Below are 19,431 nucleotides of genomic sequence, written 5' to 3'. Positions count from 1 at the left end.
TTTTTGATATTTTCTGCTGGCAGAAAATCAACCAAGGGTTCTGCTGTGTGACAAGAGGAAAAAATAAGATGATAAAGGCATTGTGATTAAGAGAATGAAACAGGGGAGTGACGCCTCAGGCAAAGGTCATTAACGGCAGACCGATGCCGTAATAATTGAAGTTAAACTCAAGTACTACAGGGAAAGTCAGTTAGCGTAGGCAGCCATGATAGGTGTCTCTGTTAAAGAGGGTAAAATCTCAGCTTCTGTTTCAAAAATAATGCCCATCGCACGTGCGCTTTTAGTGATTAATTGCAAGCGACGTTTGTCTTTCATATCTAGGCTGGATGTCCAGCAAATCGCGGCACTACTGGTGCCTGAGGTCAGTGCTTTTTCCATAGCCCATAACGTTTCAACTTCATCTTTAGTGTGGACTAACAAAACTTTGTCGATGGCAATGCCTGCTTTAGCCAAAATGGTTTTGAAATTGTTGCTTGGGGGGTTGATTAATACTAGCCATCGCCCTTGATGGCTCAGTTGAGCCAGCTGTGGACTTAGCGTTTGCAGTTCCGTCAATCCATAAGACTGAGTTTGCACCGTGTTAATGGCTTGAGGTTGCCAAACATTATCACTTTGCCAAAGTCCAGGATGGTGTTGTGTTCCTATTGTTTGCATACTCATAGCCATTCTCCATTGCGTATTACACCGACAGCTAGCCCCTCAATTTCACATTGCTCATAGCTTAAATCGACTTCAATTGGGGCGTAGTCTTCATTTTCAGCATGTAGATAAACCAAATTGCCTTTTTGCTCAAAACGTTTCACGGTGACTTCGTCTTCAAGCCGCGCTACCACCACTTGACCATTATTGGCTTGTTGCTGTTTATGTACCGCTAACAAATCACCTTCTAAGATGCCTATATCTTTCATGCTGTCACCACGAACACGCAGTAAAAAGTCAGCGGAAGGCTTAAATAAGTGAGCATCGACTTGGTAATGTTGCTCAACATGTTCTTGAGCGAGAATAGGTGCGCCAGCGGCGACTTGGCCAATTAACGGTAGACCCGTTTCTTGCTCTGTCACTTCTTGAGTTAAACGAATGCCACGGGAGGTACCTGGCATGATCTCAATGTAGCCTTTTTTGGCTAACGCTTTTAAGTGTTCTTCAGCGGCATTGGCGCTACGAAACCCTAAACGACGGGCAATTTCAGCGCGGGTTGGAGGCATGCCCGTTTCTGAAATATTGCTTTTGATCAATTCTAAAATTTCGGCTTGTCTTGGCGTTAGAGGTCTCATGGCAATACCTGTTTGTTCATACAGTGTTACTGGTATTATATACAGTAATTACCATAGCGCAAGAGTTAACCAAGTGATCTTTGTTTATGTTGTAGGCAAACCGAATAGGGAAGTGAATCTAAGTCAGATAAAGTCGTTAGGCACTGAGTGGAAAGTCAACCCACGCCTATCAGGTGATGGTATTACCTTAATATTGACTGACCATTGCTCCAATCAGTTTAGTTAATTTCAATATTGAGCGTTAATATTGTATTTCAATCTAAATTTTTGATTTATAGATGTCCATTTCAGAAACTCAAGGGCGTAGTTCTCCATCACTTTGCCATCAGCAGTCGGCTAATCATGGTTGCTTGAATTATGCTCAGAAAGCAGAGGCAGGCGACATTCCGAATGCGGCGGAAATTGCTGGAAATCACTATAGCTGCATACCCTGTGCACCTGATAGGGTTGCAGAGACTTTTGATGTCAGAGTGACAGGTTTTAAAAAGTTATTTTGGTTGATTTTAGGTAAACCTACCCATTTTCGGATTAGTGTGAATTGCTCAGCCATATTGAAATTAGACAGCTTTGTATACAAAAGGCATCCTGAGGATGGTGTGCCTTGGAATATGACTCTTCTGAGATATGGTAAACAAGAGTCGCTAGATCTTAAGTTAACTCGAAACCAAAATTTCAGATACTTTCTCTCTCCAGCTAAGAAACCGTCTTTTTTATTACGTTTGTTTCATGGATTAAATGAGGAGGCTTTGTTCGCTGAGGCAATAGAGAAACGATTAGACTCAGGCATGCGAGCTCGGTTATATCTAACTTATGTACTTCATTATGCCCATGAATACGATTGGAATAAATCTTACCAAACTTATGGTGGTGGGGGTGACCGTTTTAATGGATTTGATTTCCCGAAACTTTTTGTTAATCACTACCATCAACTTGCTGAAATTTTGGGAGTGAGTGACCAACAAATTGCCACTTTTCAACAACAATTCGGTGACAGTGAATGGCAAACCGTGAGTTTTATTTTGGACGAGTTTTTTAAGTATCACTTAGTCAGTCATCAAGATTTCTTTCATGCGTTGTGCAGGATTGAAGGCATGGAATTCGAACCAGAGTTTCATCGTATTGCGAGGCGCTATAACGTTTCGTTGCCTAATCATTGGGAAAAAATACCTGATCTTCCTTTTGCTCTGCGGCCTGTTATTCCTAACTTTGTTCAAATTGAACCTTATGGTCATACGTTAGAGTATATTATTTTGCCCCATTTGGTCAGTCTAGCCGTATCTTTGGGAGTATCATCGACAGAACTATTGAAAGTACAGCAGCAGGCCTTTGATAATGTCACATTGGATGAACCGAAACTTGATAGAACGCTCTACCTTTTATTAGAGCATATTCAAAATAAAGATACCTTGGATTGGTTACAGCTATTTACTCATCTAGATGCGATTCCTGAATTGAGGGGTACTGAAAAATTACAGGAGATGAAAGATTATTTTAAGGTCACTGAGTTGGTTACTCAAAATGGCAACATCACATGTAATGGTGTCACTGAAATAAATGGGAATGAAAGGGTTAATCTTAAACAGATGATATGTGTGCAAGTGAGCAATGAAGAACCTATTAATTTATTAACAGAACTCGCCTTCAATTTTTGGGAAATTGCCGATCATTTTAGCATTGATACAGAGTTTGCTATAACAGGACATGAATTTGTGGATTACCCCGAGCAAAAAATGGTGTGGCTATTTGAGCAGATCATTGCGAAAAATGAAACAATGACGTGGCAGGAATTCTTAAGCCAATTGGCTTCAATACCAGAATTGGAGACTTATCAGGAATTACAATCAGGAGCTGTTTATCTAAATCAGCAGTAGTAAATGAAATAGCGACTGTCATGTGTGTCGTTAAATCAGAAATCTAGTTGGGAATGCTCCCTAGTCTATGAATCCATGATTGTGTTTTCACCGCCAGAAAACTTCAAACAAACCAGCCTGAGAGAACACGCCCTAAGCTGTCTATAAAAGCCCACAGTCTACAGCTATAAAGCACAGTAAGAAAATGAAATGTTAGAGATTAACAATGATTCACTCGTTTAGTAAGTGATTGGATTTTATAATGAGTTTTATTTTGCGAGTCACATTCAATGGCAGCAATCACTAAAGATGTTCTTTATCCACAACAGGTTGGTTATGGCAGTACGGGGGGAGTTGATAGCGCTCCACAGCCGCAGAGCTTACCTAATGGTGACCGGAAGTATCAATGTACTCCAAATCCTCTATCTCGAATCAAGGAGTCTGATGCTGAAAGTGATACCGGTGAAGATAGTGAGCTTATTCAGCATGAGACTAAGAGGCTTCGTAGGGTGCTTGGTAAATTTATGGGTGTTGATCCAGATACCTTAAAAAGAGATAAAGACATGTGCTGCCCATGTTGGTTGCTTTTTTCCTGCTTAGAAACTAAAGCTTGTGATTACTTTTGCCTGTTTTGTTGTTGGCAACAGGCCAAAGGAAGGGAAGAAAAATAATAAGTTACAGTAGTGGCATGATTGTGTTAATCAAAGGTCTAATTGAAAATACCCTCTAACATTTGTCTTTGGCAAGTTTATCTAAATCAAGTCAATGTTCAGCTTTTATTTTATACAATGAAATTTTTACTTAAGTAGAGTTGCCAATGGGAGCAATAAGACCTCACACTTATCATAGTCGTGATCTTCCTCCAAGTTATGCGCAAGCCATGAGTGAAAGTAGTGTAGCTCATGCAAAATCCCGAGATGTTGATTCAAATTCGAAGTCAGCGTTAATTTCGGGTCAGTACTATGCTTGTATTCCCAATGCGCCAGACACGGTCGCAGATATTTTTGATGTACGGGTAACTGGCATCAAAGGCTTTTTCCGGAAATTGGCAGGTAAGTCTACTGAGTTCAAAGTGAAAGTGTATTGCTCTGCAATATTAATATTGGATGATACTCCGGAGGTTGATTCAGGAAAATATCATCCTTGGCAAGTCGGTATTGTTGAAAAAGGCATTGAATCTTCCTTTAGTTTTAGACTCACTGCAAAAGAGCATAAGTACATTGTTTCTACTAATAAAAAATCGCCTTTTTATCTACGGTTGTTCCATGGGTTCAGCAAAGAAGCCATTGTGGCAAAGGCTCTTGAAAAGCAGCAAAATTCTCAACTGCGATTTCGTTTAAACAGTGCTTATCGTGCTACTTATGCGCATGAATATACTTGGGCGATAAGTACTGGATTTGTTAGCGGTAATGAAAACATTTTTGAAGGGTTTGATTTTTGCCAGTTATTGATTCCTCATCGTCATCAATTGGCTAATCTGCTTGGTATCACTGAGCAACAGATCTTTGAATATCAACAACGATATGGTGACTGTGAGTGGCATACGGTGAGCTTCATACTGAGAGCATTTTTTAGGAACAATTTAGTGACTCATCAGATGTTCTTTGATCTACTGATTAACATTCCAAGTATGGAGTTTGAGCCAGAGTTTCATCGTATTGCTAGGCGTTATGGCGTCAAGCTTCCTGCACATTGGAACGAGTTACCCGATATCCATTTTTCTCTGCGGCCAGTAGTACCTAATTTTGTTCAGATAAAACCGAATGACTTTAGACTGTCACATGTCATCATGCCGCATTGTGTGAGCTTAGCGGTTTCACTAGAGCTTTCATCAAGGGAATTTTTAGTGTTACAGCATAAAGCTAGAGATTATGGTACTCGTGCAGACTTTAAATTCAATCGACTACCCTATCTCATGATTGAATATTTTGAGAATAAAGAACCGTTAAATTGGCAGCAACTTTTTACTCACCTTGATGCCATTCCTGATTTAAGAGGTACTCGTGAGCTCAGGGCGCTGAAAAACTATTTTAAGATCAATGAATATCTAGCAGAGCATGAGGATGCAACCTGTGATGGTGCTACAAAAGTTGAAGGCCACGAACTAGCCAAATACAGGAATGTAACATGCTTGAAAGTAGGTAAATGGAAGCCGATCAACTTACTTACTGAGCTTAGTCCTTATTTTTATGAGGTTGCAGAATATTTCGGAATAGACGTTGATGACGCTATTTTTGGGGATGAGTACTTTGATTTTGATGAACAGGTGATGATGTGGTTATTTGAGCGGTTGTTTACTCAAAATGAAAAAATGACGTGGAAAGAGCTGTTTTCGCAATTGGCCAGTATTCCAGAGCTAAGCAGCTGCCATAGCGTGCAATATGCGGCTAAATTTTTGAATGATCCAGTTAATCAATAGCCGTTAAAAAACGATCTCTGTTTGGTACCTAACTGCAACATGGGCTTGCAAAATCCTGATCGCCCCTTGTTTTAGTTCTTCGTTGTAAAACTTAAATCCAGCAGAGAGGCTGTAAACCAAGGCTTGCAGTGAATGGTAATCACATTTTGCCAGCATAAGATTAAACTCATTAAGGTGATCACAGACAAAGGGATAATCGTCGACAATCTTGTCGAAAAAATCAAAACGCTTAGCTTTCAAAGGAATAAGCGCTTTCTCTATATCCACAGCTTTTTCTCTGTTACGGCTGTGGCCGCTCGTTAATACAATGGCATGGTCGAGGGTGTTCTTAGTTACTCGTTCTTGTACCATTTGGTATATGAGGTGCCCGCTTTTTGAACGGCAAAACAAATCTATTTTTTTATGGGTAAGCAATTGCTCCACATTTTTCATGTTTTGAGCGTTCAGTGCTAAATCTAATACTGAGTAACCATTGGAGTCCTCTTGATTAACATTGCAATGAGGAAGCATGGCTTGGAGTAGTTGCTGTGAGTCAAGGCGACACGCGGCCCGTTGCAAAGCATTAGCTTGTACACTAGGGCAAAAAGTAGAGATTTGACGAGGGTCTAGTTCAGCAATTTTAATGGCGACTTCAGCTTGGTTGGCGTTGATGGCATAGATAAGAGGTATACAGGTTGATGGTTTATCAGCAAAGCCTTCTGCATGAAGCAAGGGCTGGTTAAGTGGATAATCTACAACTTGGAGTAACATTCTATGCTCTACCAACCCCACTGCCCCTGTTTTGATGGCCATGGTTAATAATAGAGCATGTTGTCTTCCTGAATAGTGGCGCCCAAAGCTTCCTTTTGGGATCAAATTTCTTTGACCAAAGAGCCAACCGAGTTCTACGTCTACAGCCTTGTCCGTTTGGTTTTGATTAAAATAGTTAATGATGATGGCGGCCTTTAAGCTCTTTACGTTTAATAGTTGGGCAAATTCAAGCCAGTCAGCCATTTCAGATTTATGAATACTAGGCAAAAGCTGCATAAAGTCCTGAGTTCGCTCGCTAGTGCTTTCGGGATTAGCTATCCAATCAGAGCAGCGAACACTCCAAGCCAAATTTTTAAGGTATAGCGGAGCTGATTGCCAGTTAATGGCTCGATGCCTATTAAGTTCACTGACTAACTCTTCTATAGAGTAAAAAGCAAAAGATCGCTGGATGAGTTCAAGTAAGATATTGAGCTCACCGTTGATATCAACTTGTTCCCAGCCACCCTCCCAATTTTCTTTCGGCTTTGGGTTACTGGTTGGGAGTTCAGTTAGTACTTTTCCAAATAAAGTACCACCAGTTCTAGCCTGTTTTAACCGTTGAGCTAATGCTGTGGTTAACAAGGTTTGGGTTTCATCATCTACAGCGACATCAAAGTTGCATTTACCTTTGTTGGATAAAGGGAAAAATAAACTAAGGTGGTCTTGTGTTAACAATGCCTCTAAAAAAGGCTTATATTTGCGATTACTTAGCGCTGCTTGTAACAAGGTACCTTTGGAAGTCATCTGGTTGAGCTCTATAAGCCCAGAAGCTAGTAGTGCATTAAATGCATTAAGGTGGTTAGAGAGCATACAATAATGCATTAGCGATCCATTTTGGGTGTCTTTATTCAGTGCCCATTTAGTTACTTCATTTGGGAATAACTTAAGCATATCGGTGGTGAACTGAAAATCATCGCTTTTAACGACTTTATCTAATAATTTGCTCGGGCACCAAGTGGCTTGCAATTCGGCATGTGATGATGGGTCTTTAGCATGAACAAAGGCATAAAGCTTACCAATAGATTCGCTGTCATACTGAGTAATTAATAAGCTGAAAATATGCTCTACCGTCTTGGGTGTGAGTTGGCAATTGCTTTGTAATATGAGCTCTAACTTCCCAAGTTGGTATAAATGAAGCACTTGCATTGGAGTGATAAAGATCCCCCTTCTGGCTTGCTCAATAATGATGCAGACTTCACACAGAAATTCTGAATTTGCATGGAGAGTTTCAAATTCCGATGTTGTTAGGTGTTGCAAGGGCATCAATTGATTGTAATTTAAAACATATTCGCAGTCTTGAGCTTGGCTTGAAGCCTGTTGCCAACGCTCAAATTCAGCATTGATGATTTCATTGAAAAAATAAAATACTCGGAATTGAACCAATTTATGGCAACGAGCCTGTTGAATGAGTATTGAATGCTGATTGGACGCCAATAAGTTAAGGCATTGTAAGGCTTCTTCAAGTGAGTTTATTTCGAGCGCATCTAAATAGCCGGTCAAGATGGTTTTGTTCGATTCTTTTTCTGCTAACAGCATAATTTGGTATACCGTTAACCCTTTGGTTTTACCATTATGCTCTACCCAAAAGAAGTTGCCCCATGCTTGTTTTACTTTTGGATAGTGCGAAGCGACATGTTGTTCTTCATCTTCATTGGGAGTGGTAACTAAGGTGCATACCTTTTCGCTAATAGGGTTAAAATGGCTTCTGTATTGCCTTTGAATAATTCCTACCCAATAACAAGCCAATGACAAGAAACATATTCCATTCGAGGTGCCATCAGAATTTAGCAGTTTGGGAAATGATATGTTGCTAAGTAAAAATGAATTGATTGGTTCTAATACTAAGAGATTGATTTGCTCTAGTATCTCTCCTTTGATTTTCGCCAATTCCACTACAGAATCCATGTTTGATATCAGTCCATTCGTTTCTAGTATATTCATCAGCCTGTCGAAATGCTGATTGCAAATGGTCGTAATCATGTTAGAAGCAGTAAGTAATCGGCTAACCTGTTGACTAAATTTTGTGTAATCGCTATTTCGAAACTTCGATTTATAGTCTTCACCACTTCCATCCATTGGCTCATCTATGGCAAACATGGCATCAATGCTTTTTAGCAAGTGATTGACTACATGTATTTCGAATATTTCACCCACATTTCTATTGGAAGCAGTAATGTGGAAAAATCGCATTGCGTCAGCTTGGGCTATTTCAAAACATAGATTTTTTAACGCCCCATTAGCCCCCAAATAGGAGTAATGAAGCTTGCGGAAAGCTGTTGCAATTCGAGATTGAACGCCTCCTGTACACGTGTCTAGTCCATCTGCCATATCACCAATTATTGTTTTTTGTTCAGCAGGGTTCAGTGGCGAGTCTTCAATTAAGTTGACCACTCGATGAAACTCTAGCCTCGCTTCACCATAGAGGTAGCGTCGATAATAGGAAGCTTTGTGGTCAATGACTTTTGCGTCATCAGCTTTTACAAATAAGTTATATCTAAAGGTATCAACTCGGCTGAGTTTGTCTGCGCAGTCTGGTTCATCGAAAAAACGCTCAATGAGGCGATTGAGTGTGCTAATATCTGCACTATATGAAAGGTAGAAATCGTTAAAACTGCCGCTATTTCGAAATGCTTCATAACTGTCTTTGAGCTCAAAGTATTCGACAACTGGAAACTTAATCTCTTTACCTGTTTGGGTGACCTGAAACAGCAATTGTGGGCTAGATTTAGCCAATACTTCATTCGTGGCATGGTAATCATCACTGACATGGATATGATGATGCTGTATAGGCTCAACGATTATCATAATAGGCTGCATGCGGATCCGAACCCGCCATTATCCACGTATTGACCAAGTTTTCATTTTGGGGAAATAAATGTCTGGTTAATTTTTATTCACCGAGTGAGGTGGGCGCATCTGGCTATAGCGTTGTCAAGGCAACTAATCGCCATGATTTATCTTGTTGCATAAAACAATTACTTATCCTGACAGCGATATCTTGGTATTCTAAAGGGTATATTCGAAATGAGATTTAGACGTTAAGCTCCTATGCCCAAACATGATTCCTGGTTTTTTAAATCCTTGCGTTTTATTCAAAAGTGGTTTGTTCATACTATTGTGGTACCACAAGCACCGTTTTCGGATTTGAATATTAAGGCTGATAAGCCTTTGGTTTATGTCATGAAAACCGAATCCGCTAGCGATTTTGCTGCACTGAGTGAAATAACGGCTAAGTATGGATTACCGGATCCGTATGATCCTATCAGCATTAATGGACGCTCGATTTCAAGAGTAGTGTGCTTACAGGAGGCGAAGCCTTTATTTGGCAAACAGCAAAACGATCATGAGTACTTAAGCAATTTCAGTCAGTTACTTGAGTGGCATCATCAAGACTCGCAATTGGATATTCAATTAATGCCTGTGAGCTTGTATTGGGGACGTACGCCGGGTAAAGAAGATGACACCATGAAGGCGGCGGTACTGGAGCGAGAGACCCCAACGTGGTTACGTAAGTGTTTAATGATTTTATTTTTGGGTCGACACAATTTCATTCAGTTTTCTAATGCAGTTTCACTACGTTACATGGCAGATCAACACGGCACCGACGAGCGTATCGCTCATAAATTAGCTCGAGTGGCGCGTGTTCATTTTGGTCGTCAACGCAAAGTGATGACGGGGCCAGATTTACCTAAGCGTCAAGCTTTGTTTAAGCAGCTATTAGCATCGGAAGCTATTCAAAACGCCATTAGCGAAGAAGCGCAAAGTAAAAAAATCTCCCGAGAGCAAGCCAAAGCTCGCGCAGAGGAATACCTTGATGAAATTGCCGCAGCGTATTCAGACAGCTTAGTTCGGATCAGTGAGAGGATGCTAACATGGCTTTGGAATAAGCTTTACAAAGGCATCAATATCAAAGGGGCGGAATCCATTCGTCAGTTGCACCATGACGGTCATGAAATCGTTTATGTTCCATGCCACCGCAGTCACATGGATTACCTTTTACTTTCATACATCTTGTATTACGAAGGTATGGTGCCACCGCATATCGCAGCGGGTATTAATTTGAATTTTTGGCCAGCAGGCCCTTTTTTCCGCAAAGGCGGAGCGTTTTTTATTCGTCGTAGCTTTAATGGCAATAAGCTGTATACCTCCGTATTCCGTGCTTATTTAGATCAGTTATTTGATAAAGGCTACAGCGTTGAATACTTCACCGAAGGTGGACGTTCACGCACTGGTCGCTTGTTGAATCCGAAAACAGGGATGCTGGCCATGACCGTCAGCAGTGTTCTGCGTGGTTCTAAACGCCCTGTTACTTTAGTGCCAGTGTATTTAGGTTATGACCATGTGATGGAGGTTTCGACTTACCACAAGGAATTGAGTGGTAAGAAAAAACAAAAAGAATCAGTATGGCAAGTGTTTGGTGCTATTCGTAAGTTGGGTAATTTTGGTCAAGGCTATGTCAACTTTGGTGAACCTATTCAAGTTCAGCAGCACTTGAACGATATTGAATCGAATTGGCGTCAGCAAATGGCTGAAGATCCGAATCAAAAGCCAAAATGGTTAACACCAGCGGTGAATACCTTAGCCACTAAAGTCATGCGTAATATCAATGGCGCGGCGGCGGTCAGCTCTGTGACTTTAGTGAGCCTTATTTTATTATCGTCGGAGCAAAAATCATTAGATAAAGCCAGTCTTAAACGTCAACTTGCCTTGTATTTGACGTTGCTGAAAGCAGTGCCATATTCCGAGTTTACCTCTGTGCCAGAAGGCAATGAAGACACTTTACTTGAGCAAGCTCTAGAGCTTGAGAAGTTCACCATTGAGCCGGATAAATACGGTGACATCGTGTCACTTGATGACACTCAAGCGCGTGAAATGACTTACTATCGCAACAACATTGTTCATCTGTTTGTGTTGCCTGCTTTGGTTGCGAACTGCATTTTGCGCCATGAACATATCAGCCGCGAACACATTTTAAAACACATCGAACAATTGTATCCATTGATGCAAGCCGAGTTGTTTTTGAATGTGCCAGAGTTAACGGCTCATGTTGATGCGATTATTGAGCACTTTGAAGCGCAAGGGCTGATCCAGCTAACAGAGAGCGGTTATAAGCACGTTGAAGCTAATATGTTGTCACTCAACATTCTGGCTCGAACTCTTGATGAAATGCTGCAACGTTACGGTATTCTATTTAACTTGCTTGAGCAGCAACCCGAGATAGAGCGCGTTGATTTAGAAAGAGAAAGCTTAGCGCTCGCTAAACATATTGGTACTTTGCACGGCATTGCTGCGCCAGAGTTTTATGATAAGAAATTGTATGCTACTTTGACGTTGAAATTGAAAGACTTAGGATTCATCGGACAAACGGAGCCAAACATGCAACTTTCGCCACTTGTGTCTCAATTTAATCATTTGCTCGATCCTGCAGTTAAGCAAGTGCTCATTAACAGTGTACAGCAGTCACAAACTCAAGAGCTTAATAATTAATGGCGGCGGCACAGGGCGATACCTCACCCTCTGTGATTGGCGGAGCCATGATTGTTGCGGGCACCGCAGTTGGTGCAGGCATGTTTACTTTACCCGTGGTTGGTGCGGGTATGTGGTTCAGCTACTCAGTGCTGATGCTGCTGGTGGCTTGGTTTTGTATGATGATGGCCGGTTTGTATCTACTTGAGGTGAATCTGCATTACAAAGCTGGGGTTAATTTTGACTCTCTCACTAAGACGATTTTAGGTAACTTTTGGCGAACGGTCAGTGGCATTAGTATCGCATTTTTAATGTATGTACTGACTTATGCCTATGTCAGTGGTGGTGGCTCTGTCGTCAACCATAGCTTGAATGCGATTGGTCTTAGCTTGCCGCAAGGCTGGGCAGGATTAGTCTTTGCGGGTGTGTTGGCAGCCATTGTTATTATTGGGACCAAACACGTTGGCCGCATTTCCACCATCATGTTAGGGGGTATGCTGATCACCTTCTTTATGGCAACGGGAAATTTACTCTTAGATGTTGAACCCGCTAAGTTGTGGATGCCAAATGGTGATCCTCATTATTCCCTTTATATTCTTGGTGCCTTACCCGTCGGTTTAGCCAGTTTTGGATTTCAGCAGGTGGTGCCAAGTTTAGTGAAATACTATGACAAGTCGGCGTCACATGTACTCAAGGCGATACTGATCGGTACTGTATTGGCGTTGGTGATTTATATCTGCTGGATGATGGTTACCATGGGTCACATTGCTCGCAGTGAGTTCTCTCATATTATTGCACTTGGGGGCAATATGGGAGCACTGATTGAGGGCATGTCAAAAGTGGTATCCAGTGATTGGTTATCTCACTTACTCACCTTGTTTGCCAATTTAGCGGTTGCATCATCCTTTTTAGGCGTGAGCTTAGCTTTATTCGATTTTATTGCTGACTTATTTGGTTTTGATGACAGTTGGTCAGGTCGAATCAAGTCTGGTTTAGTGACTTTTGTTCCGCCAACGGTATTAGGCATCTTCTTACCCAACGGTTTTATCATGGCAATTGGCTTTGCGGCGTTAGCTGGGGCAATTTCTGTGGTGGTGATTCCTTGCCTGATGACGTGGAAAGTACGAAAACTTCACCCTGAAAGTAGAAGTTTTCGTGTGCCTGGTGGCAGTGGAATGCTGGGTGTAGTGTTCTTTTACGGTATCGCCGTCATGATATGCCATTTACTCAATATGGCAGGCCTTCTGCCAATGTTTAGCTAATAAACCGCGAGTGTTTAATTTGCAAAAGCCAGCTTGAACGCTGGCTTTTGTATTTGATCTTAAGGTCTTAGATGTCGCTGATACCATAACCAATAAATTGCAGGTAGAACAAACAGCGATAATAAAGGCGCGGTGATCATGCCGCCAACCATTGGTGCGGCAATGGCTTTAAGGACTTCATTACCGGAACCTGCTCCCCATAATGCTGGTAACAGTCCAAAGAAGATGGTGGCTACCGTCATGGCTTTAGGGCGAATACGCATTAAGGCACCTTGCATAATGGCGTGGCGTAAATCAGAGGCGGAGTATAGTTGCTGTTTGGCTTTGGCATCACTGATGGCGTTATTCAAATACAATAACATAATGACGCTAAACTCAGCTGCGACGCCTGCTAGAGCGATCATGCCGATGATCACTGCGGTGGAGAACTGAATGCCCATTGCATAAATCAGCCATGTACTGCCCACCAAAGCAAACGGCAGCGACAGCATCACCATGATGGCTTGACTGGCTTGCTGAAAAGTCATTAACAGCAGAATGAAAATCACTACCAGTACCACAGGGATCACAACCGATAAGGTGTTTTGTACTCGCTGTAAATACTCATATTGACCAGCAAATTCGTAAAAATAACGTGGTGGCAGAGTTAAAGATTGACCCAAGGCAGTTTGAGCCGCTTGAATATAGTCTCCGAGCGCAACATCTTTGATATCTACAAAGACCCAGCTGATCAACTGTCCATTTTCGCTTTTGAGCATGGCGGCATCAGAGCGTAATTTAATGTCTGCCAGATGCGAGAGTGGGATCATCTGCCCCTGATTACTGGTGACGGGTAATTGCTTGATGGCTTCAAGATTATCCCTTAATTCACGCGGATAGCGCACAATGATTGGATAGCGTGCGTTACCTTGAATTGACTCACTAATGGTCATGCCGCCAATCGCAAAGCGTACTACGTCATGCAATTGCTGCTGGCTGATCCCATAGCGAGCAGCGACATCCAACTTTGGCTCGATATCTAAATAACGCCCACTGCTGCTGCGTTCGGCGTATACCGATTGCGTGCCGTCAAGTGGCGCTAAAATGGATTCTATCTGCTGACCAATGTTCTCAAGCTCTTTTACATCTTCACCGCTGATCTTGATGCCAACAGGGGTTTTGACTCCGGTAGATAACATATCAATGCGAGTTTTAATGGGTTGCACCCAAGCGTTGGTTAGCCCTGGTACTTGAACCTTTGTTTCCAGTTCGGCAATGATGCCATCTAAGGTCATGCCTTTTCGCCACTGCTCTTTAGGCTTAAGCAAAATGGTAGTTTCTAGCATGGTCAGTGGTGCAGGATCGGTAGCGGTTTGTGCTCGTCCCACTTTACCAAATACACGCTTCACTTCAGGCACGGTTTTAATGAGTCTATCGGTTTGCTGTAGTAATTGCCTCGCTTTAGCGGCGCTGATCCCCGGCAGTGTGGTGGGCATGTACATTAAATCGCCTTCCTCCAATTCAGGCATAAACTCAGTGCCTGTTTGAGCGATGGGGTAATAGCTGCTGGCTAAAATAGTAATAGCTGCCACTAACGTTAGTTTTGGATGTTTGAGAACTTGCTTAAGCAAAGGGTGATAACTTGCCATCAACCCACGGTTTAATGGATTTTGCTGCTCAGAAGGGACTTTGCCTTTGATCAAAAAGCCAATCACCACAGGGATAAGGGTGATAGACAGAAACGCGGCAACCGCCATGGTAAAGGTTTTGGTGAACGCCAGCGGGCTGAACAGTCGACCTTCTTGCGCCTCTAAAGTGAACACAGGCACAAAGCTTAAGGTGATGATCAGCAGCGAGAAAAACAGCGCAGGTCCCACTTCTACACAGCTTTGTTTTATGAGTTGCCAGTGTTCAATGTTGTTGGGTGTTCGCTGATGTTGCTGCTCAAAGGCTTCGAGATGTTTATGAGTGTTTTCCACCATCACAATCGCGCCGTCGACCACAGCGCCAATGGCAATGGCAATGCCACCAAGACTCATAATATTGGCGTTGATCCCAAGGTGGTTCATTAAAATGAATGCACCTAATATTGACAGTGGCAGTACTAAAATCGCCACAAGTGTCGAGCGAGCATGGAATAAAAACAGCAAACATACCAACGCCACAATCAGCATTTCTTCGCCAATTTTGACGAATAAATTATCCACCGAATTATTGATAAGCTCGGAGCGATCGTAGGTAGGCACAATTTCTACACCTTCTGGCAGCCCTTTTTTCAGTTGCTCAAGACGCGCTTTCACCGTTTCAATAGTGGCTTTGGCGTTATTTTGATAACGCATAACAATAATGCCGCCCACCACTTCACCTTGTCCATCCAGTTCGGCAATACCGCGGCGACTGCTTGGTCCTAAGCGGACTGTGGCGATGTCTTTTAGCAAAAGAGGCGTGCCCGAAGGCGATACTTTCCCAACAGGTAAGTGCTCAAATTGAGCAATGTTGGTGAGGTAACCTTTGGCGCGGATCATATATTCCGCTTCTGCCATTTCTACCACAGAGCCACCAACTTCACGGTTGTGCATCTTGATGGTGTCGATCACTTGCTTGAGGGTTAAGCCAAAGTTTTGCAATAAACTAGGGTTAACGACGATTTGATAGCTTTGCTTCATGCCGCCAATAGTGGCAACCTCGGCAACTCCTTCAAGGCTTTGAAGGGCTGGTTGTAAGTACCAATCTTGCAAGCTAGTGAGCTGTGATAAATCGTGATTTCCTGAATGGTCGACTAATGCATACTCATAAATCCAGCCTACGCCAGACGCATCAGGACCCAAAATGGGCTGTACGCCTGAGGGCAATAGGCTTGAAGCTTGAGATATGGTTTCTTGCACACGACTGCGCGCCCAATAACTGTCGGTGTCATCATTAAAAATCACATAGATGTAGGAATCACCAAACAGAGAAAAACCGCGAACGGTTTTTGCCCCAGGTACACTCATTAAAATGTTCGACAGTGGTGTAGTGATCTGCTGCTCGACTAATTGTGGTGATTGCCCCGGATATTGGGTTTTTACAATGACTTGTACGTCGGATAAATCAGGTAAAGCATCAATAGGCATACGCTTGAGTTCGAGTACGCCCCATCCGGTCATCAATAAGGCTAGCATGATGACGATTAAGCGCTGCTCCAGCGCGAGAGAAATAATACGTGCTAACATGGCGATAACCCTAATGCTGATGAGCGCTAGATAAACGCTCTAAACCGCCACGTAGGCTGGATTCAGAGTCCAACAAGAATTGCCCTGACACCACAACCTGTTCGCCTTCTTTTACCCCATAAAGCACTTCAACCAAGCCTTTTCGTTTTAGCCCTGTAGTAACGTCTCTGGCTTCAAAAGTATTGTCTGAGGTTTTCACAATAACGCGATTGTCAGTGCCGGTTTGGATCAAAGCGTGTTGTGGCATGGTGAGTACATGGTGTTTTGCACCACCGAGTAGCTCAACATCGACTAAGGCATTATGTTTTAGCGGCAAGGAGCCAGACTCAAACACAATGCGAACGCGACTGCTACGGGTGACAGGATCTTGATCAGGGTAAAGATACTCAACTTTGCCGATACGAGTATCACCCGCAGTGGTCACAGGTTTCACTCTGGCAGTGATACCAGTGGTGAGCCAAGGTTGATTGGCATCGTAAATATCCGCCACGACCCAAATGTCATCGGTACTGGCAATGGCAAGTACTTCAGTTTTAGGCTCAATGTACATACCTTCGCGCACGTTAAGCGCTTTAATAACGCCCGCTTGTTTGGCGTAGTAATTGACTAAAAACTGACTTTGTTTCTGTTTTTGAAGCTGCTGAATTTGCTTTGGGCTGATCCCAAGCAATAACAAACGAGTACGTGACTTTTCCAGTAGTTCAGCATATTTGCGACTGCTTGGATTTTTCTCGTAAGTATTTAGTGTCAGTAAAAAATCATCTTGAGCGGTGATCAGTTCTGGTGAATAGAGTTGATATAACAGTTGTCCTTGCTTGATCTGCTCACCAATGCTGCTTACCGCTAATTTCTCAATCCAGCCACTGACTCGGGCGTGTTGGTGATGAATTGTACGTTCATCGTATTTGGCAATTCCTGTAGTTTTTACGTATTGCCATAAGGTTTGGCGTTTCACTGGTGAGACTTTAATGGCAAGCGCTTGTTGCATATCGCCAGATACACTGATGGATGGCGTGTTGGTATTTTCACTTGCAACGGATTTCACCAAGTCCATGCCGCAAATTGGGCACGTGCCTTCGTGATCTTTTTTGATATGGGCATGCATTGGGCATACGTATTGTGCTTTAGGTGCAAGCACTTGATGCATTGAATGATCGTGGTTGTAATTGGCCGCCAATGCTGATGCCACAGTACCCAGCCATAGCAGGGCAATAAAGGAATAACGCATAATATTTCCTAATGATGCCAGATGTGTGAATGCATTTTGCCTAGCTAAAGAGCAATAGTGTGAACGCCAACAGAAACGTACATCCATGTACTGACGACCGTGACGTCCTGTCACGGACGGTTGTCTTATTACACTATTACTCTAACTGTATGCCTTAAATACTTTTGTAATTCACACATCGGGATATTGTTAATTCAGTAAAATTGCCCCAAATATTTTGGGACAGAATAATTAAACAGAATTAAGCAATTGGTGGTCGCAGACTCGGATCTGGATGGAATTGATAGAAAAAGCAGTTATGAAATGTCATGGCAGTAGAGGATGTTGGCAACGACATTTTTAAAGCGTTATAGGTAAGGCTGATACCCGCTGCCACACCGCAAGGCTCACAACTGCCTTGGCAATCGTGTTGCTCGGTTTGGCAACAATCATGAGCCATGTTGGAGGTTTTGGTTTGCATCATCTTGCTGCCATGATGGCAATGCTCATCCATGGTCATAGATTGGCTCATTGGGGCTTGAGAGGAATTCAAAGCAGGCAAGGTCGCTGCCGATACGCTTTGCGTGAGCAGGAAACATACACAAATGAAGAGTAATAATGCGTATTTCATTATGGCTGATTTAATTCCTATAACCTATCACCGCAGAATCTAACATAGAAAGACCTGAAAGGTAGATATTTTGTTACGAATTTTGATGAAAATACAATCTTGAATCCACTTGTCCCGCCACTTTTTGTTTGAGCAGTCGCCAGCTTTCAGGTACGGTTAATTGAGCCGCATCAGACTCTAACTCAATGTAAATTAACGCTTCATTCGTCAACCATTGATTTTGCATTAACAATTCAATACAAGGCTCAAGCAAGTTTTTGCGAAACGGTGGATCAAGAAACACTAAATCAAACGGCTTATCAGGTGCTTGCTTCAATAACGATAAACTATCCCCTTGGTTTACTTTGGCATTGTCACATTTTAAGGTGGTGAGGTTTTGTTGAAGCTGTTTTGCCGCTTTTTTATCGAGTTCTAACAACTGTGCGAACTCAGCATTGCGAGATAGAGCCTCAAAACTCAAACTTCCGCTGCCAGCAAAACAATCCAAAACTCGTGCACCACGTACATCCGCCATTAACCAATTAAAAACGGTTTCTTTAATCCGATCGGTAGTAGGACGAAGCCCTTCAGCATCATGGATAGGTAATTTTCGCCCGCGCCATTGCCCTGAAATAATACGAACTTGGCTGCTTTGTGACTGTTTTTTCGCCATGATATTCCTGTGTTGAACTGCAATAGAAAGTGGTAAACTTTGCCGTTTAAATAAATTTGTTAATCCTGTGTGCGTTAGCACTTAGGAATGTCACACCTGCTTAGGCAGGTGTCTAGCGGCTTTTATCCAAACCAAAGGCTCTGGATGACCGACAATAAAGCATGTCGTTACTTCGTTTCCTGCCTTCGTAGGAATGACGCAATACCGACATTATCTTTCAAAACGATATGTGTCGTAGTGAATTGAAATTTTATATGAATTGGCTGCTTGATTTAAGCAAAATCATGTGGCTTGTGCAGATTGCTGGGAAATAAAATGGCAAAGAAAGGTTTTTTCTCTTGGTTCCGTAGAGATAAGTCAAAGGCTAAAGACGAGCCGAAACAAGTAGAAACACAAGAAGAAGTACAAACGGTTGAAGCGCCAGAAGCTGAAGTTGTTGAGTCACAGCCAGCAGTTGAGACTACGCCAGTTGAAGTGAACGTTGAACCCACAGAGGTTCAAGAGCAACAAATACCTCAAGAAAGCCAAGAAAAGGTTGTTGACACAGCAACAGAAGTCGAAAATCTTGCAGAGCCAGAGCCAGAGCCAGAGCCAGAGCCAGAGCCAGAGCCAGAGCCAGAGCCAGAGCCAGAGCCAGAGCCAGAGCCAGAGCCAGAGCCAGAGCCAGAGCCAGAGCCAGAGCCAGAGCCA

Annotated in this window: 13 protein-coding genes and 1 pseudogene; 7 read left to right on the top strand and 7 right to left on the bottom strand. The window is 42.6% G+C overall.

Features of this window, described 5'->3' with window-relative positions:
* Nucleotides 1–186: 186 nt before the first annotated feature.
* A complete protein-coding gene (locus tag D5018_RS13330; protein WP_165905063.1) occupies nt 187–660 on the bottom strand; it encodes a cell division inhibitor SulA in 474 nt (157 codons plus the stop codon).
* A complete protein-coding gene (lexA, locus tag D5018_RS13325) occupies nt 657–1,274 on the bottom strand; it encodes a transcriptional repressor LexA (protein ID WP_121839493.1) in 618 nt (205 codons plus the stop codon). The genes D5018_RS13330 and lexA overlap by 4 nt, the downstream gene beginning before the upstream one ends.
* Here lexA and D5018_RS21560 point away from each other — a divergent pair.
* From D5018_RS21560 to D5018_RS13310, 4 genes are all read left to right on the top strand, one after another.
* Complete coding sequence (locus D5018_RS21560; RefSeq protein WP_133309293.1) at nt 1,273–1,500, top strand: hypothetical protein; 228 nt, start codon at nt 1,273–1,275, stop codon at nt 1,498–1,500. The genes lexA and D5018_RS21560 overlap by 2 nt on opposite strands.
* 52 nt (nt 1,501–1,552) lie before the next feature.
* Nucleotides 1,553–3,145 carry a hypothetical protein gene (locus D5018_RS13320; protein WP_121839492.1) on the top strand — a complete coding sequence of 531 codons (1,593 nt, stop codon included), beginning with the start codon at nt 1,553–1,555 and terminating at the stop codon, nt 3,143–3,145.
* Nucleotides 3,146–3,414: 269 nt separating this feature from the next.
* Entirely contained in the window at nt 3,415–3,795 is a 381-nt protein-coding gene (locus tag D5018_RS13315; protein ID WP_121839491.1) for a hypothetical protein, read from the top strand.
* A gap of 146 nt (nt 3,796–3,941) precedes the next feature.
* Complete coding sequence (locus D5018_RS13310) at nt 3,942–5,543, top strand: hypothetical protein (protein WP_121839490.1); 1,602 nt, start codon at nt 3,942–3,944, stop codon at nt 5,541–5,543.
* Nucleotides 5,544–5,546: 3 nt separating this feature from the next.
* Here D5018_RS13310 and D5018_RS13305 read toward each other — a convergent pair whose 3' ends face one another.
* Nucleotides 5,547–9,137, bottom strand: coding sequence for a hypothetical protein (locus D5018_RS13305; protein WP_133309292.1), 3,591 nt, complete (start codon nt 9,135–9,137; stop codon nt 5,547–5,549).
* Between the two features lie 243 nt (nt 9,138–9,380).
* On the opposite strand from D5018_RS13305, the gene plsB reads away from it, so the two are divergent.
* Together plsB and D5018_RS13295 are read left to right on the top strand one after the other, a co-directional pair.
* The gene (gene plsB / locus D5018_RS13300; protein ID WP_121839488.1) at nt 9,381–11,819 is read left to right on the top strand and encodes a glycerol-3-phosphate 1-O-acyltransferase PlsB; all 2,439 of its coding nucleotides are present in this window, start codon (nt 9,381–9,383) and stop codon (nt 11,817–11,819) included.
* A complete protein-coding gene (locus tag D5018_RS13295) occupies nt 11,819–13,060 on the top strand; it encodes an aromatic amino acid transport family protein (RefSeq protein ID WP_121839487.1) in 1,242 nt (413 codons plus the stop codon). Before plsB ends, D5018_RS13295 begins: the two co-directional genes overlap by 1 nt.
* A 59-nt stretch (nt 13,061–13,119) precedes the next feature.
* Here the strand turns inward: D5018_RS13295 and D5018_RS13290 are convergent, their stop codons facing one another.
* From D5018_RS13290 to rsmD, 4 genes are all read right to left on the bottom strand, one after another.
* Nucleotides 13,120–16,251: an efflux RND transporter permease subunit gene (locus D5018_RS13290; protein WP_121839486.1), complete on the bottom strand. Its 3,132-nt coding sequence runs from the start codon at nt 16,249–16,251 to the stop codon at nt 13,120–13,122.
* Nucleotides 16,252–16,261: 10 nt separating this feature from the next.
* Nucleotides 16,262–17,593, bottom strand: a complete 1,332-nt coding sequence (locus D5018_RS13285) for an efflux RND transporter periplasmic adaptor subunit (RefSeq protein ID WP_243637436.1) — start codon at nt 17,591–17,593, stop codon at nt 16,262–16,264.
* Between the two features lie 127 nt (nt 17,594–17,720).
* Nucleotides 17,721–18,089, bottom strand: coding sequence for a hypothetical protein (locus D5018_RS13280; RefSeq protein WP_121839485.1), 369 nt, complete (start codon nt 18,087–18,089; stop codon nt 17,721–17,723).
* Between the two features lie 73 nt (nt 18,090–18,162).
* Nucleotides 18,163–18,741, bottom strand: coding sequence for a 16S rRNA (guanine(966)-N(2))-methyltransferase RsmD (rsmD, locus tag D5018_RS13275; protein WP_121839484.1), 579 nt, complete (start codon nt 18,739–18,741; stop codon nt 18,163–18,165).
* A 315-nt stretch (nt 18,742–19,056) separates the two neighbouring features.
* Here rsmD and D5018_RS13270 point away from each other — a divergent pair.
* Nucleotides 19,057–19,431, top strand: a pseudogene (locus D5018_RS13270) (signal recognition particle-docking protein FtsY); the annotation flags it as partial.

This window comes from Parashewanella curva (genome assembly GCF_003675895.1).
GTDB classification, from domain to species: domain Bacteria; phylum Pseudomonadota; class Gammaproteobacteria; order Enterobacterales; family Shewanellaceae; genus Parashewanella; species Parashewanella curva.
The sequence above is the reverse complement of the archived record's forward strand: the minus strand, read 5'-3'. Positions and strand labels throughout refer to the sequence as shown.